The sequence below is a fragment of the Aeromonas media genome, assembly GCF_000819985.1.
Lineage (GTDB): Bacteria > Pseudomonadota > Gammaproteobacteria > Enterobacterales > Aeromonadaceae > Aeromonas > Aeromonas media.
This window is the reverse complement of the sequence record NZ_CDBZ01000205.1, coordinates 49,156-63,461: the sequence shown is the minus strand read 5'-3', so window position 1 is coordinate 63,461 and position 14,306 is coordinate 49,156. Positions and strand designations below refer to the sequence as shown.

Below are 14,306 nucleotides of genomic sequence, written 5' to 3'. Positions count from 1 at the left end.
TTGGCTGTGATTAGCGCTGACGCTCTTGGGCACGCAGCTTGAGCTGTTTCGATTGCACATGCAGGCTGGCACGCACCAGCAGCTCCCTGTCATCCTCGCGGATCCGCACATAGTCGAGCACCACATGGGTGCCATGCTCGCCGGGCTCCCGCTGCTTGACTTCGCCATAGCAGTAGACGGCGGAGGCCTCTTCCCGCAGGAAGATCTTGAGCCGCACTATCTGGTGCAACTGCGGCGGCTCGCCGTGACCCTGGCGTGGGTGCAGGTAGGTGAGCTGGCCGGCGCCAAAGCGCAGGGTGTGGAAGCGATGCTCGGGGTGATCCTGCGCCGCCAGCACGAAACCCATGATCATGTCGATCTTGCGGGACTGCTGATTGATGATCTCCACCAGATCGTGCATGGATTCGTTCTGGTTGCGCAGCAGGCGGCTGCTCACCAGGTCGATGGAGGTGATGGCGGAGGCGATGCGAAAGGGCTCGGGTAGCTCGGCATCAAGGGCCTCCTGCGTCGGCAGGTGAAAGTCGGCCGGCATGGGGATCACATTGACCGGCGTGGCATGGGTGACGCTGAAGAACTGTTCCTGCATGGAGGCTATCCCTTGTTGTCATAGACGATTTTTTATAGGCACTGTTGACCTTGCCCCGCCGCGGCGTCCCCGGCCTGGTGCGAGACGCCATCTCCAGCCGCCCCTGGGGCTCTCCCGTCACTGTGGGGGCGCAACATGGCGGCGGGGGCCTGCGCATTGGGTTAAACATGGCACCATGGGCTGCCTCCTGGGCTCAGGGGAATGGGCCATTGCGCCAGCTCCGGCGTCATCTGCTGCGGCAACGCGGCTTGCGTTGAGGCGTCAACAGACCCTATTATCCGGCATCTTATTTTGTTGGCAACGTAGATATCCTTGAAGACTGGACTTTTTCAGCCACTCTCGCTGGCCATAGGCCTGCGTTATGCAGGCTCGCGACGCAGTAACCGCTTCGTCTCCTTTATCTCCCTGTTTTCCACCTTTGGCATCGCCATCGGGGTTGCTGCCCTGATGGTGGTCATTTCGGTGATGAACGGATTCGAGGGGCAGCTCAAGGGGCGCATTCTCGGGGTGATCCCCCACGTGGTGGTGACCAATCCGGCGGGGCGCATCGATGCCCATCCGCCCGGCCTGCCCGATCTCGACAAGTTGCCCCACGTGGTGGCCACGGCCCCCATGCTCGACAGCGAAGGCATGTTGCAAAGCCCGGGCCAGCTCACCGGGGTGAGCGTGCAGGGGATAGATCCTGCCCGCTGGCCCAAGGATGACATCCTCCATGCCCAGATGCTGGGGGGACGGCTGGACAGCCTGCAGCGCGGCCAATACCACATAGTGCTGGGGCAGGGGGTGGCCAACCGCCTCAAGGTCTCCATTGGCGACGAGGTGCGTCTCATCCTGACTGAAGGGACTCGCTTCACCCCCTTTGGCCGGGTTCCGGCCCAGCGGATCTTCACCGTCTCCGGCATCTTCGGGGTCGGCGCCGATGTGGATAGCCAGGTGGCGCTGATTGCCCTTGGGGACGCCCAGCGCCTGCTGCGCCTGCCTGAGGAGACGGTGGGCGGCATCCGCCTCTGGCTCGACGATCCCTTCGCCGCCGACCAGGTGGTGAAAACCGCGCTGCCGGACGGACTGGAGTGGCAGGACTGGCGCCGGGAGCGGGGTGAGCTCTTCCAGGCGGTGGCCATGGAGAAACGCATGATGGGGCTGATGCTGGTGCTGATCATCGCGGTCGCCACCTTCAACATCCTCTCCGCCCTGGTGATGGTGGTCACCGACAAGGAAGGGGAGGTGGCCATACTGCGTACCATGGGCATGAGCGAGTCGGGGATCGTCAAGATTTTCATGGTGCTGGGGGCGTCGAGCGGCGTCATCGGCGCCCTGTTTGGCGGTCTGGCGGGGCTGGCCCTGTCGTTCGGACTCAACCCCCTGCTCGATGCGGTGGGGCTCAACCTCTATATGGCGGCGGGGGGCAGCGGTCTGCCGGTCATCGTCGAACCCGCCCAGGTCATGACCATCTTGCTGGGGGCCGTGCTGCTGAGCTTCAGTGCCACCCTCTATCCGGCGGCCCGTGCGGCCCGGGTCAAACCGGCCGAGGCATTACGTTATGAATAGCGCTGTGAATCCATCATCTTCTGTTGTTACCTCCGGTGCGAGTGCCGGCGTTGTGACTGGTGCCAATGTGGTCACTGGTATAAGTGGAGCCCCTGTTATGAATGAACCCCAGTCCTGTGAGCCTCTGCTGCGCTGTCAGGCCCTCAACCATGTCTATAAAGAGGGCAATCTGGAAACCCAGGTGCTCAAGGGGATAGATCTCTGCGTCGCCCCCGGCGAGATGCTGGCGGTGGTGGGGAGCTCGGGCTCGGGCAAGACCACCTTGCTGCACCTGATGGGGGCGCTGGACAACCCCTCGAGCGGCGCCGTGCTGTTCAAGGGGCAGGACATCCACCACTGGGACAGCAAGACCCAGGCCCGTTTTCGCAATCAGGAGCTGGGCTTCGTCTATCAGTTCCACCACCTGCTGGCCGAGTTCACTGCGCTGGAAAACACCGCCATGCCGCTGCTGATCGCCGGCGAGTCGGTGGCGAGCGCCACCGACAAGGCAACCCGGATGCTGGGACGGGTGGGGCTCTCCCACCGTCTCAATCACCGGCCTTCCGAGCTGTCCGGTGGCGAGCGCCAGCGGGTGGCCATCGCCCGTGCCCTGGTCAACGAGCCGAGCCTGGTGCTGGCGGACGAGCCCACCGGCAACCTGGATCATGCCAGTGCCACTGCGGTGTACGAGCTGCTCTGCGAGCTCAACCGGGAGCTGGGCACGGCCTTCGTGGTGGTCACCCATGACTTGAGCCTGGCTGCCAAGCTGCACCGCCGGGTGACCCTGGTGAGCGGCATCATGGCGGAGGTCGCCTGATGTTCAAGCCGCTGCCCCTCTTTCTGGGCCTGCGTTACAGCCGCTCCCGCCGTCGCAACGGCTTCATCGCCTTTATTTCCGCCTCTTCCCTGATCGGTATAGCCCTCGGGGTGATGGCCCTCATTCTTGGCCTCTCCGCCATGAACGGCTTCGAGCGGGAACTTAAAAACAGAGTGCTCTCTGTGGTGCCCCACGGTGAGCTCATCGGAATGGAGGCGCCCCTGCCGGACTGGCCGAGGCTTCGGGACTACCTGCTGGCCCAGCCCGGGATCGAGGCTGCGGCCCCGGTCATCCGCCTCGATGGCCTGCTGGAGCACGGCTCCGCCATCAAGGGGGTACAGGTGCGCGCCGTGCTGCCCGAGCTCGAGGCGAACCTGTCAGATGCAGGCAACTACATGACGGGGCTGGGTTTTCGTGAACTCCAGGCGGGCGAGCACGGGGTGATCCTCGGCAAGACCATCGCCGACAAACTGGGGGTCAAGATAGGTGACCCCGTGACCCTGCTGCTGCCCCAAGGGGGAGACGAGACGGGGATCAAGAATCCCCGGCGGGAGACCCTGACCGTGGTGGGGCTGCTGGAGATCGGCGGCCAGCTCGACGGCGTGCTCGGCTTCATGCACCTGACCGATGCCCAGTCCATCACCGGCATGGGCAGCGCGGTGGAAGGCTTCAGCCTCAAGGTGAACGACGTGCTCAAGGCGCAGTCCATCACTGTGGCGGCCGCCCGCAAATTCCCGCACTACGTCTACATCAGCAGCTGGATGAGCCGCCAGGGCTACCTCTATCAGGACATCCAGATGGTGCGCACCGTCATGTACGTGGTGATGCTGATGGTGGTGGCGGTGGCCTGCTTCAACATCGTCTCCACCCTGGTGATGGCGGTGAACGAGAAGCGCAGCGAGATCGCCATCCTCAAGACCATGGGGGCGAGCCCGGGCCAGATCCGGCTCACCTTCGTCATCCAGGGGATGGTGAACGGGGTGCTCGGGGCCTTGCTCGGGGCCTTGTTGGGGGGCCTGCTCTCCAGCAAGCTGACTCAGATCCTGAGCTTCATCGAAGGGGTGATCGGCCATCGTTTCTTGAACCCGGACATCTACTTCATCGACTTCCTGCCGACCGAACTGCACATGCAGGATCTGGTGATAGTGACCAGTGCCGCCATCCTGATGAGTCTGCTGGCCACCCTCTATCCCGCCTGGCGGGCGAGCGCTCTGGTGCCCTCCCGGGAGCTGGGTCACTGATCCGCGAGCCAGGTCTGCCAAGCCTGGCAATATACTGAAAAAGAAGGGTCCGCCGGTCTGCACCGGCGGGCCCTTCTCTCTTCTGGTCGTTCCGACTGGCTTAGTGGGCGTTGAGCTCATCGAGGGGCAACGAGAAGCTCGCCACGAACACATCGATAAAGTAGCGCATTGCCGGGTTCATCCTGGCCTCCAGCATCTGTTCGAGGCGCTTGCGCGCGGGCTCGAACTCCCGGTTGCCTGCATTTATCTCCTCCAGGCACTTGGTATAGGCGCAGAGGGTGTCGGCATCCTTCACCAGCCGGGCCAGGGTGTCGTCCTGGGCGCCGGAGTCGAGCAGGGGGCGAAAGTCTTCCACCAGCTCGGGGGGTAGCATGCCCAGCAGGCGCTGTTCGGCGGCGAGTTCAATCTTCTTGTACTCGCGGGCTATCTCGGGATTGAAATACTTGACGGGGGTGGGCAGATCGCCGGTCAGCACCTCGCTGCTGTCGTGGTAGAGGGCCATGACGGCGGCGTGGTTGGCATCCACCTTGCCATCAAACAGCCGGTTGCTGATGACGCCGAGGGCGTGGGCCACCATGGCGACCTGCAGGCTGTGCTCGGCGATGTTTTCCGGCTGTATGTTGCGCATCAGCGGCCAGCGGTAGATGAGCCGCATGCGGGCGAGGTTGGCGAAGAAGTGGCTGGGCAGCATGGAAGACCTCGAACTGGGGCAATGAAAAAGGGCAGACCCTAGTCTGCCCTTTTTTGACATCCCAGGCATAGCCTGGCGATGCATTCTTGTTTAGCGAATATAGCGACCGGACTCGGCCTCGTGGTTGGTCACCACCATCTGGCCTATGGGGGCCAGGGCAATCAGGGCCAGCTTGAGGTGCTGGATGCCGAACGGAATGCCGATGATGGTCACGAAGCAGGCCAGGGCCGAGGCGATGTGGCCGATGGCCAGCCAGATCCCGATCACCAGGAACCAGAGGATGTTGCCAATCATCCCGAGCGCACCTGTGCCGATGTCGCTCTGGCCGGTCATGCTCTTGCGGCTCACCGCCTGCTTGCCAAACGGGAAGAAGGTGCCGATGACGAAACAGGCCCGTCCCCAGGGGATCCCTATCAGGGAGACGAAGCAGAGCAGCCCGGCCAGCCACCAGGCCAGCCCCATGAAGACGCCTCCCAGTACGAACCAGAGCAGATTGAACAAGAAGCGGAAAAAGGACATGTGGGTCACTCCAGACTCATAAATTGGCAGTCACCATAGCGAGCGGCGCAGAGGGACGCAATGGCTGATGCGAGAAGGTGGACAATTTGGGTCGCAGACCCGCTGATCGGATGCACCCTGACGACGCAGGAAGATGAAAAAAGCATGGTGTGGCGCACAAAAGGGTGAGCAAGCGCAAATTATTGCGGGCCGGATGCTTGAAGTAGGCGCAAGGCTTCCCCATATAGGAGGCAGTCTTGCGCAAATTGTGCTGTCTGTGCCCCGGATGGGGGATGTGCGGCTCGACGCGACCAATGTGCGCCGCTATAATGTCGCGTCATATTTTCTCATCACAAAGACAGTCGTTGTCTTTATAAACAGGAAGACTCCGGGCTTTGCCCAGGGGTAATAAAGGGTCAGCACACAGTGCTGAGTTGAACGAGGTAAAAGAATGCAAGTTTCTGTAGAGACAACCCAAGGTCTGGAACGCCGTCTTACCATCACTGTACCGGCTGCTACCGTTGACGCTGCCGTGCGTAAAGAATTGAATGGCCTGGCCAAGACTCGTCGCATCGACGGTTTCCGTCCTGGTAAGGCTCCGGTTGCCATCATCAAGAAGATGTTCGGCGCCATGGCCCATGCCCGCGTTGCCGATGAAATGATGCAAAACAACTTCATCAAGGCCATCATCGAAAGCAAACTGAGCCCGGCCGGTGCCCCGACCATGGATCCGAAAGAGATCAAGGAAGGCCAGGATTTCGAATTCACCGCCACTTTCGAAGTGTACCCGGAGTTTGAAGTTGCCGGTCTCGAGAGCATCAAGGTTGAGAAGCCGGTTGCCTCCGTCAAGGATGCCGACCTGGCCAACATGATCGACACCCTGCGCAAGCAGCACGCCACCTGGTCTGACGTCGATGCCGCTGCCGCCAATGGCATGCGTGTCACCCTGGACTTCGTCGGTTCCATCGACGGTGAAGAGTTCGACGGTGGCAAGGCCGAAGGTTTCACTCTGGAACTGGGCGCCGGTCGCATGATCCCTGGCTTCGAAGACGCCATCCTGGGCAAGAAAGCGGGTGACGAGTTCACCATCGAGGTGACTTTCCCGGCTGACTACCACGCCGAAGCCCTGAAAGGCAAAGCGGCCAAGTTTGCCTCCAAGCTGATCAAGGTTGAAGAGCAGGTGCTGCCTGAGCTGACTGAAGAGTTCGTCAAGCGTTTTGGCATCGAGAGCGGCAGCGTTGAAGAGCTGAAGGCCGAAGTGCGCAAGAACATGGAGCGCGAACTGGCTCAAGCCCTGAAAAACAGCGTGAAAGAGCAAGTGCTGAACGGCCTGGTTGAAGCCAACCAGATCGATCTGCCGAAGGCTGCCGTTGCCCAGGAAATCGACGCCCTGCGTCAGCAAGCCCTGCAGCGTTTCGGTGGCTTCCAGGGCGGCAACGCTCCTGAACTGCCGGCCGAGCTGTTCCAGGCGCAAGCCGAGCGCCGCGTACGCGTCGGTCTGCTGCTGGGTGACGTCATCCGCACCAACGAGATCAAGGCTGACGACGCCCGTGTGACCAGCATCATCGAGTCCATGGCCACTGCCTACGAAGATCCGAAGGAAGTGATCGAGTACTACCAGAAGAACGAGCAGATGCTGAACGGCGTTCGTAACCTGGCAGTTGAAGATCAAGCCATCGACCTGATCTTGTCCAAGGCGCAAGTGACCGAGAAAGAAGTTGCCTTCGACGACGTGATCAACAAGTCCGGTGCCGCTGCCTAAGAACATTTGACTTAAGGTCAAAACTGTTAAGTATAATGGCTCGTGTGATCTCCACTCGGGCCATTTTATTTTAGGGACAATGCCTTATGTACAAGAACTATAACGATGTGACTGAATCCCCACGCAATGCGCTCATCCCTATGGTGGTCGAGCAGACGGCTAAGGGTGAGCGTTCCTACGATATCTATTCCCGTCTGCTCAAGGAGCGGGTGATCTTCCTGACCGGTCAGGTTGAGGATCACATGGCGAATCTGGTGGTGGCTCAGCTGCTGTTCCTGGAGTCCGAGAACCCGGATCAGGACATCAGCATCTACATCAACTCGCCGGGTGGTGCCGTCACTGCAGGGATGTCCATCTATGACACCATGCAGTTCATTAAGCCGGACGTCAGCACCGTCTGCATGGGGCAGGCCTGCTCCATGGGCGCCTTCCTGCTGGCCGGCGGTGCCAAGGGCAAGCGTTTCTGCCTGCCTAACGCTCGGGTGATGATCCACCAGCCGCTGGGCGGCTTCCAGGGCCAGGCATCTGACATCCAGATCCATGCCCAGGAGATCCTGAAAATCAAGAATACCCTGAACGATCGTCTGGCTTTCCATACCGGACAGGACATGGCCACCATAGAACGCGACACCGACCGTGACAATTTCATGTCGGCCGAGCAGGCTGTGGCCTATGGTCTGGTTGACGGCATCCTGAGCCAGCGCGGCTGAGCAGGGTATCCCGTCCTGTTGTAAACTCAACAGGACGATCCATCCTCTATTGATAAAACGAGGTCGCTGAATGACAGAGAAACGCAAGGGTGAGGGCGACAAGCTGCTTTATTGCTCTTTCTGCGGCAAAAGCCAGCATGAAGTGCGTAAGCTGATCGCTGGCCCTTCCGTCTACGTATGTGATGAGTGTGTCGAGCTGTGCAACGACATCATCCGCGAGGAGATCCGCGAGATCTCTCCCAAGCGCGATGGTAGCGAGCTGCCGACCCCTCATGAAATCCGCGCCCATCTGGACGACTACGTGATCGGGCAGGAGTACGCCAAGAAGGTGCTGGCAGTTGCCGTCTATAACCACTACAAGCGTCTGCGCAGCGGCAGCGAGTCCGGTGGTGTGGAGCTTGGCAAGTCCAACATCCTGCTGATTGGCCCGACCGGCAGCGGCAAGACCCTGCTGGCCGAGACGCTCGCCCGTCTGCTGGATGTGCCCTTCACCATGGCTGATGCCACCACATTGACCGAAGCCGGTTATGTGGGCGAGGACGTGGAGAACATCATTCAGAAGTTGCTGCAAAAGTGCGACTATGACGTGGAGAAGGCCCAGCGCGGCATCGTCTACATCGACGAGATCGACAAGATCTCCCGCAAGTCAGACAACCCTTCCATCACCCGCGATGTCTCCGGGGAAGGGGTGCAGCAGGCACTGCTGAAGCTGATCGAAGGCACCATCGCCTCAGTGCCGCCGCAAGGTGGCCGCAAGCATCCGCAGCAGGAGTTCCTGCAGGTCGATACCTCCAAGATCCTCTTCATCTGTGGTGGCGCCTTCGCCGGCCTGGACAAGGTGATCGAGCAGCGTTCCGTCAAGGGAACCGGCATCGGGTTTGGCGCTGACGTCAAATCCAAGAATGCCAAGGCGACCTTAAGCGAGAACTTTGCCAAGGTGGAGCCGGAGGATCTGATCAAGTACGGTCTTATCCCCGAGTTCATCGGTCGTCTGCCGGTGGTGGCGACCCTCACCGAGCTGGACGAAGCGGCCCTCATCCAGATCCTGAAAGAGCCGAAGAACGCACTGACCAAGCAATACGCTGCGTTGTTTGCCCTGGAAGAGGTGGAGCTGGAGTTTCGTGACGACGCCCTGAACGCCATCGCCCGCAAGGCAATGGAGCGCAAGACCGGTGCCCGTGGCCTGAGATCCATCGTCGAAGCTGTGTTGCTCGACACCATGTATGACCTGCCCTCCCTGGAAGGGGTCAGCAAGGTGGTGATCGACGAGACGGTGATCAAGGGGGACTCTGCGCCCCTGATGATCTACGACAATCCCGAGACACAGGCCGCCGCGTCAGAGTAACTGACTGATTTTTAATCACATAAAGGGGCATTTTGCCCCTTTCATGCTTTTTACGGCCAAGGCGATTGAATCTCATCTTTGCGCCCCCATATACTCAGCCAAGCGCTTTGCCAACGGTATAACAAGCCGAGAGGACATATATGAACCTAGAGCGTTCAGAACGCATCGAGATTCCCGTCCTGCCTCTTCGTGACGTGGTGGTTTACCCCCACATGGTCATTCCACTCTTTGTGGGGCGGGAAAAATCCATTCGCTGTCTGGAAGCGGCCATGGAGCAGGACAAAAAAGTCCTGCTGGTGGCCCAGAAGGATGCGTCGACTGACGAGCCTACGGTGGAGGAGATCTTCTCCGTCGGGACAGTGGCCAACATTTTGCAGATGCTCAAGCTGCCTGACGGCACCGTCAAGGTGCTGGTGGAAGGGGGCCAGCGTGCCCGTCTTGAGCGGATGATCGATGACAAGGACTTCTTCGTCGGTGAGGCGCAGTACATAGCGTCTGCCCCCATCGAGGAGAAGGATCAGGATGTGCTGGTGCGCTCCGCCATCGGCCAGTTTGAAGGCTACATCAAGCTCAACAAGAAGATCCCGCCCGAGGTGCTGACCTCGATTTCGGCGATCGACGATGCGGCGCGACTGGCTGACACCATGGCTGCCCACATGCCGCTCAAGCTCGAAGACAAGCAGAAGGTGCTGGAAATCGCCTCTGTGTCCGAGCGCATCGAGTTTCTGATGGCCATGATGGAGTCGGAGATCGACCTTTTGCAGGTCGAGAAGCGCATCCGCTCCCGGGTCAAGAAACAGATGGAGAAGAGCCAGCGGGAGTACTACCTCAACGAGCAGATGAAGGCCATCCAGAAAGAGCTGGGTGAGCTGGAAGACAGCCCGGACGAATTCGAAGCCCTCAATCGCAAGATTGACGAGGCGGGGATGCCGGACGATGCCCGTGAGAAGGCCCTGGCCGAGCTTGCCAAGCTGAAGATGATGTCCCCCATGTCTGCCGAAGCCACAGTGGTGCGCAGTTATGTGGACTGGATGGTACAGGTGCCGTGGAAGGCCCGCTCCAAGGTCAAGAAGGATCTCGCCAAGGCACAAGAGGTGCTGGATTCGGATCACTATGGCCTGGACAAGGTCAAGGATCGCATCCTCGAGTACCTGGCGGTGCAGGCGCGGGTGAACAAGCTCAAGGGCCCCATCCTCTGTCTGGTTGGACCTCCCGGTGTGGGCAAGACCTCGCTCGGTCAGTCCATTGCCAAGGCGACCGGTCGCAAGTACGTGCGCATGGCGCTCGGTGGGGTGCGTGACGAGGCGGAGATCCGCGGTCACCGCCGCACCTATATCGGCTCCATGCCCGGCAAGCTCATCCAGAAGATGGCAAAAGTCGGCGTGAAGAACCCGCTGTTCCTGCTCGACGAAATCGACAAGATGAGCTCGGACATGCGCGGCGATCCCGCGTCCGCCCTGCTGGAAGTGCTGGATCCCGAACAGAACAGCAGCTTCAACGATCACTATCTGGAAGTGGATTATGACCTGTCGGACGTGATGTTCGTGGCCACTTCCAACTCCATGAACATCCCGGGTCCGCTGCTGGACCGGATGGAAGTGATCCGTCTGTCCGGTTACACCGAGGACGAGAAGCTCAACATTGCCAAGCAGCATCTGCTGGCCAAGCAGATACAGCGCAACGGTCTGAAAGAGTCCGAGATCACCATCGAAGACTCTGCCCTGATCGGCGTCATCCGCTATTACACCCGCGAGGCGGGGGTGCGTAGCCTGGAGCGCGAGATCTCCAAGATCTGTCGCAAGGCAGTCAAACGCATCCTGCTGGACAAGAGCATCAAGCATGTTCTGGTCAATCAGGAGAACCTCAAGGAGTTCCTCGGGGTACAGCGTTTCGACTACGGCAAGGCCACCGATCAGAATCAGGTAGGCCAGGTGTGCGGGCTGGCATGGACCGAAGTGGGGGGCGATCTGCTCACCATCGAGACCACCAACATGCCGGGCAAGGGCAAGCTCACCTATACCGGTTCCCTTGGTGATGTGATGCAGGAGTCCATCCAGGCTGCCATGACGGTGGTGCGGGCCCGTGCCGAGAAGCTGCGCATCAACGCGGACTTCTACGAGAAGCGCGACATCCACGTGCACGTGCCGGAAGGGGCGACCCCGAAAGACGGCCCGAGTGCCGGTATCGCCATGTGTACCGCCCTGGTTTCCAGCCTCACCGGCAACCCGGTGCGTGCCGACGTGGCCATGACCGGCGAGATCACCCTGCGCGGCGAGGTGCTGCCCATCGGGGGTCTCAAGGAGAAACTGCTGGCGGCTCACCGTGGCGGCATCAAGCGGGTGCTCATCCCGAAAGAGAACGAACGCGATCTCGAGGAGATCCCGGACAATGTCAAACAAGACCTTGAAATTTATCCGGTTCGCTGGATTGATGAGGTGCTTGCACTGGCGTTGCAGGACAATCCGCAGGGTTTCGAACGCGTTTCTGTCGTGTAAATGTTGATGCGCCGCAAATTTGGCGCATTCGGGGGGTGGTTAAGGCTTGCATGCACCGGATAACGGAAGTAGCCTTGACCACCGATCGGGTACTCATGATGAGTCGCAATGCGTGATGTGGCGCGGGTTTGCGCCAGATTGTCACTTGCAACTGATCAGGAGGCTTGTTATAAAACCTCCACTTGTTGTGGCCAGGGAAATCAGTGCCGCAGCGATGTTCGATAAAAGGGGAATATAAGAGTGAATAAATCTCAACTGATTGACAAGATTGCAGACGGTGCTGATATCTCCAAAGCTGCCGCTGGCCGTGCGCTGGATGCTTTCATTGACGCCGTGGGTGAAGCCCTGAAAGAGGGTGACCAGGTTGCTCTGGTTGGCTTCGGTACTTTCGCCGTTCGCGAGCGTGCCGCTCGTTCTGGCCGTAACCCGCAAACTGGTGCGACCATCGAAATCGCCGCCGGTAAAGTTCCTGCCTTCAAAGCCGGCAAGGCCCTGAAAGACGCGGTCAACTAAGCCGGGCGCTGATGTTCATCGGCTCCGACCTTGGTCGCTGACCAGACAAGTGAGAGGGCTCTCCCTCATACTGATTGACCAAGGCGCATCGCAATCGGTGCGCCTTTTCATTATTTACGCCCATCGAGTTCGGGAGCATAAGTACAAACATGATGTTGGATAAACTACGCGAAGGGGCGCAGGGCAAGGTAGCCAAGGTTATCTTGGGCCTGATCATCCTCTCCTTTGCCTTGGCCGGTGTAGGCAGCTACCTCAATGGCCCGGCACGTACCGCCCCCGCTACCGTCAACGGCAATGAGATCAGTGCCCCCGCACTGGAGAATGCCTATCGCAACGAGCGGGCCCGCATGGAATCCCAAATGGGTGAGGCCTTCAATCAGCTGACCGCCAACCCCGACTACATGAAACAGTTCCGCCGCGGCGTGCTGGACCGACTGATCGATCAGGCGCTGATCGATGACAAGGCCCGCTCCCTCGGCCTGCGCGTCAGCGACGAGCAGATCAAGCAGGCCATCGTGGAGATGCCGGAGTTTGCCGAGGACGGCAAGTTCAGCAACGATCGCTACCTGCAGCTGATCCGCCGCGCCGGCATGACGCCTGAGATGTTCCGCGACTCCCTGCGTCAGGACATGGTACGCCAGCAACTGATGGGCGCCCTGCTGGGCTCCGAGTTCGCCCTCAAGGGCGAGGCCGAGCAGCTCGACAAACTCTACAACCAGACCCGGGACCTGCGCCTGGTGCGCCTGGCTGCCTCCGCCTACATGGGTGAGGTCGAGGTGAGCGACGCCGAGGTGGATCAGTTCTACAAGGCCAACAGCGGCCGCTTCATGAACGACGAGAAGGTCAAGGTTGACTACCTGCTGCTTGATGCCGCCAACCTCGGCAAGAACATCAAGGTCACCGAACAGGATGCCCAGGATTACTACGATCAGCACCAGGACCTGTTCCAGCGTGCCGAGCGTCGCCGCGTGGCACACATCCTGATCCCCTTCGGCAAGGATGAGAAGGCGGCCCAGCAGAAGGCTGACGAGCTGCTGGCCAAGGTCAAGGGCGGTGAAGACTTCGCTACCCTGGCCAAAGCCAACTCCAGCGATACCTTCTCCGCCAAGAAGGGCGGCGAACTGGACTGGTTCGAGAAAGGGGTGATGGATCCTGCCTTCGAGCAGGCGGCTTTTGCGCTGGCCAAGACTGGGGATCTTTCCGCAGTGGTGAAGAGCCCGTTTGGTTTCCACATCATCAAGCTGCTGGCCGTCGAGCCCGCCAAGACCAAGATGTTCGCCGATGTGATGAGCGAAACCATCAGCCGTCTGCAAGCGGACAAGGCCAAGGAGCTGTTCTTCGCCGAGCAGCAGAAGATGGCCGACAGCAGCTTCGAGAACCCGGACTCGCTGGATCTGACTGCCGAAGCCATGGGTCTGAAGGTGATCTCGTCTGATTACTTCAGCCAGGCCGATGCCCAGGCACCCCTCAATGATCCCAAGGTGCTTGCGGCTGCCTTCTCCGAGCAACTGCGCGACGAGAACACCAACTCCGACGTGATCGAGCTCTCCGATGGCAAGGCGCTGGTGCTGCACATCATGGGTCACCAGCCGAAAGCGGCCAAGCCGCTGGCGGAGATCAAGGATCAGGTGATTGCGGCCATCAAGCATGAGAAGGCCAGCGAAGTAGCCCGTGGCAAGGCCCAGGGCCTGCTCGACAAGCTGCACGCCGGCGAGGACATCCAGGCCGTTCTGACCGCCCTCGGGCTGAAGGTGGAGAGCCACAAGGATGTCTCCCGCTTCGCCCAGGAGATGGATCAGAACCTGCTGGCCCAGGTGTTCCGCATGCCCCATCCGAAGGATGGCAAGCCGAGCGTCGAGCTGGTGGCCGAAGCCAATGGCGATCGCGTAGTGGTGGCGCTCGACAAGGTCAATGTGACCAAGGAGCCATCCCAGATGGTGAGCCTGCTGCAAGGCCAGCTCGGTCAGGGCAAGGCTCAGGCCGACTACAAGTCGCTGATCGACGAGCTGCGCAAAGCGGCCAAGATCGAGTACTTCACCGATGTGGAGGCAACCGTCGAGTAATCGACACACGCCCTCATTGAAAACGGCTCCCTGATGGAGCCGTTTTTTTATGTCCCGA

Annotated in this window: 13 protein-coding genes; 10 read left to right on the top strand and 3 right to left on the bottom strand. The window is 60.2% G+C overall.

The genetic code is table 11. The features are described from left to right. Positions 1-10: 10 nt before the first annotated feature. Positions 11-586 (bottom strand): PilZ domain-containing protein, encoded by a 576-nt coding sequence (locus BN1127_RS18255; protein WP_042650391.1) that lies wholly within the window; start codon positions 584-586, stop codon positions 11-13. 312 nt (positions 587-898) lie between these two features. Between BN1127_RS18255 and BN1127_RS18250 the strand changes: the two genes are divergently transcribed. From BN1127_RS18250 to lolE, 3 genes are all read left to right on the top strand, one after another. After that, positions 899-2,134 (top strand): lipoprotein-releasing ABC transporter permease subunit, encoded by a 1,236-nt coding sequence (locus tag BN1127_RS18250; protein ID WP_042650390.1) that lies wholly within the window; start codon positions 899-901, stop codon positions 2,132-2,134. Positions 2,135-2,231: 97 nt separating this feature from the next. Continuing rightward, positions 2,232-2,930 carry a lipoprotein-releasing ABC transporter ATP-binding protein LolD gene (gene lolD / locus BN1127_RS18245; RefSeq protein ID WP_042650389.1) on the top strand — a complete coding sequence of 233 codons (699 nt, stop codon included), beginning with the start codon at positions 2,232-2,234 and terminating at the stop codon, positions 2,928-2,930. After that, on the top strand, positions 2,930-4,171 hold the full coding sequence (gene lolE, locus BN1127_RS18240; protein ID WP_042650388.1) for a lipoprotein-releasing ABC transporter permease subunit LolE: 1,242 nt from the start codon (positions 2,930-2,932) through the stop codon (positions 4,169-4,171). Before lolD ends, lolE begins: the two co-directional genes overlap by 1 nt. A gap of 100 nt (positions 4,172-4,271) precedes the next feature. On the opposite strand, the gene yfbR is transcribed toward lolE, so the two are convergent. Both yfbR and BN1127_RS18230 read right to left on the bottom strand, forming a co-directional pair. After that, a complete protein-coding gene (gene yfbR / locus BN1127_RS18235; protein ID WP_042650387.1) occupies positions 4,272-4,862 on the bottom strand; it encodes a 5'-deoxynucleotidase in 591 nt (196 codons plus the stop codon). A gap of 90 nt (positions 4,863-4,952) precedes the next feature. Further along, positions 4,953-5,381, bottom strand: coding sequence for a YccF domain-containing protein (locus tag BN1127_RS18230; protein WP_042650386.1), 429 nt, complete (start codon positions 5,379-5,381; stop codon positions 4,953-4,955). 133 nt (positions 5,382-5,514) lie between these two features. Here BN1127_RS18230 and BN1127_RS18225 point away from each other — a divergent pair, with 133 nt between their 5' ends. From BN1127_RS18225 to ppiD, 7 genes are all read left to right on the top strand, one after another. After that, positions 5,515-5,769, top strand: a complete 255-nt coding sequence (locus BN1127_RS18225; protein WP_042650385.1) for a hypothetical protein — start codon at positions 5,515-5,517, stop codon at positions 5,767-5,769. 42 nt (positions 5,770-5,811) lie between these two features. Next, entirely contained in the window at positions 5,812-7,122 is a 1,311-nt protein-coding gene (gene tig, locus BN1127_RS18220) for a trigger factor (RefSeq protein ID WP_042650384.1), read from the top strand. Positions 7,123-7,208: 86 nt separating this feature from the next. Further along, positions 7,209-7,832 carry an ATP-dependent Clp endopeptidase proteolytic subunit ClpP gene (gene clpP, locus BN1127_RS18215; protein ID WP_005324106.1) on the top strand — a complete coding sequence of 208 codons (624 nt, stop codon included), beginning with the start codon at positions 7,209-7,211 and terminating at the stop codon, positions 7,830-7,832. Positions 7,833-7,902: 70 nt separating this feature from the next. Then, entirely contained in the window at positions 7,903-9,177 is a 1,275-nt protein-coding gene (gene clpX / locus BN1127_RS18210; protein ID WP_005324108.1) for an ATP-dependent protease ATP-binding subunit ClpX, read from the top strand. Positions 9,178-9,317: 140 nt separating this feature from the next. Next, positions 9,318-11,672: an endopeptidase La gene (gene lon, locus BN1127_RS18205; RefSeq protein WP_005324110.1), complete on the top strand. Its 2,355-nt coding sequence runs from the start codon at positions 9,318-9,320 to the stop codon at positions 11,670-11,672. Positions 11,673-11,912: 240 nt separating this feature from the next. After that, positions 11,913-12,185, top strand: coding sequence for a nucleoid-associated protein HU-beta (gene hupB, locus BN1127_RS18200; RefSeq protein WP_005315375.1), 273 nt, complete (start codon positions 11,913-11,915; stop codon positions 12,183-12,185). 149 nt (positions 12,186-12,334) lie between these two features. Further along, a complete protein-coding gene (gene ppiD, locus BN1127_RS18195; protein ID WP_042650383.1) occupies positions 12,335-14,248 on the top strand; it encodes a peptidylprolyl isomerase in 1,914 nt (637 codons plus the stop codon). Positions 14,249-14,306: the final 58 nt, after the last annotated feature.

What these genes read in the sequence shown, in the direction of transcription:
- BN1127_RS18255 (WP_042650391.1), bottom strand. Translation starts at nt 586, where the DNA reads ATGCAGGAACAGTTCTTCAGCGTCACCCATGCCACGCCGGTCAATGTG.
- lolD (WP_042650389.1), top strand. Translation starts at nt 2,232, where the DNA reads ATGAATGAACCCCAGTCCTGTGAGCCTCTGCTGCGCTGTCAGGCCCTC.
- lolE (WP_042650388.1), top strand. Translation starts at nt 2,930, where the DNA reads ATGTTCAAGCCGCTGCCCCTCTTTCTGGGCCTGCGTTACAGCCGCTCC.
- yfbR (WP_042650387.1), bottom strand. Translation starts at nt 4,862, where the DNA reads ATGCTGCCCAGCCACTTCTTCGCCAACCTCGCCCGCATGCGGCTCATC.
- BN1127_RS18230 (WP_042650386.1), bottom strand. Translation starts at nt 5,381, where the DNA reads ATGTCCTTTTTCCGCTTCTTGTTCAATCTGCTCTGGTTCGTACTGGGA.
- BN1127_RS18225 (WP_042650385.1), top strand. Translation starts at nt 5,515, where the DNA reads ATGAAAAAAGCATGGTGTGGCGCACAAAAGGGTGAGCAAGCGCAAATT.
- tig (WP_042650384.1), top strand. Translation starts at nt 5,812, where the DNA reads ATGCAAGTTTCTGTAGAGACAACCCAAGGTCTGGAACGCCGTCTTACC.
- clpP (WP_005324106.1), top strand. Translation starts at nt 7,209, where the DNA reads ATGTACAAGAACTATAACGATGTGACTGAATCCCCACGCAATGCGCTC.
- clpX (WP_005324108.1), top strand. Translation starts at nt 7,903, where the DNA reads ATGACAGAGAAACGCAAGGGTGAGGGCGACAAGCTGCTTTATTGCTCT.
- lon (WP_005324110.1), top strand. Translation starts at nt 9,318, where the DNA reads ATGAACCTAGAGCGTTCAGAACGCATCGAGATTCCCGTCCTGCCTCTT.
- ppiD (WP_042650383.1), top strand. Translation starts at nt 12,335, where the DNA reads ATGATGTTGGATAAACTACGCGAAGGGGCGCAGGGCAAGGTAGCCAAG.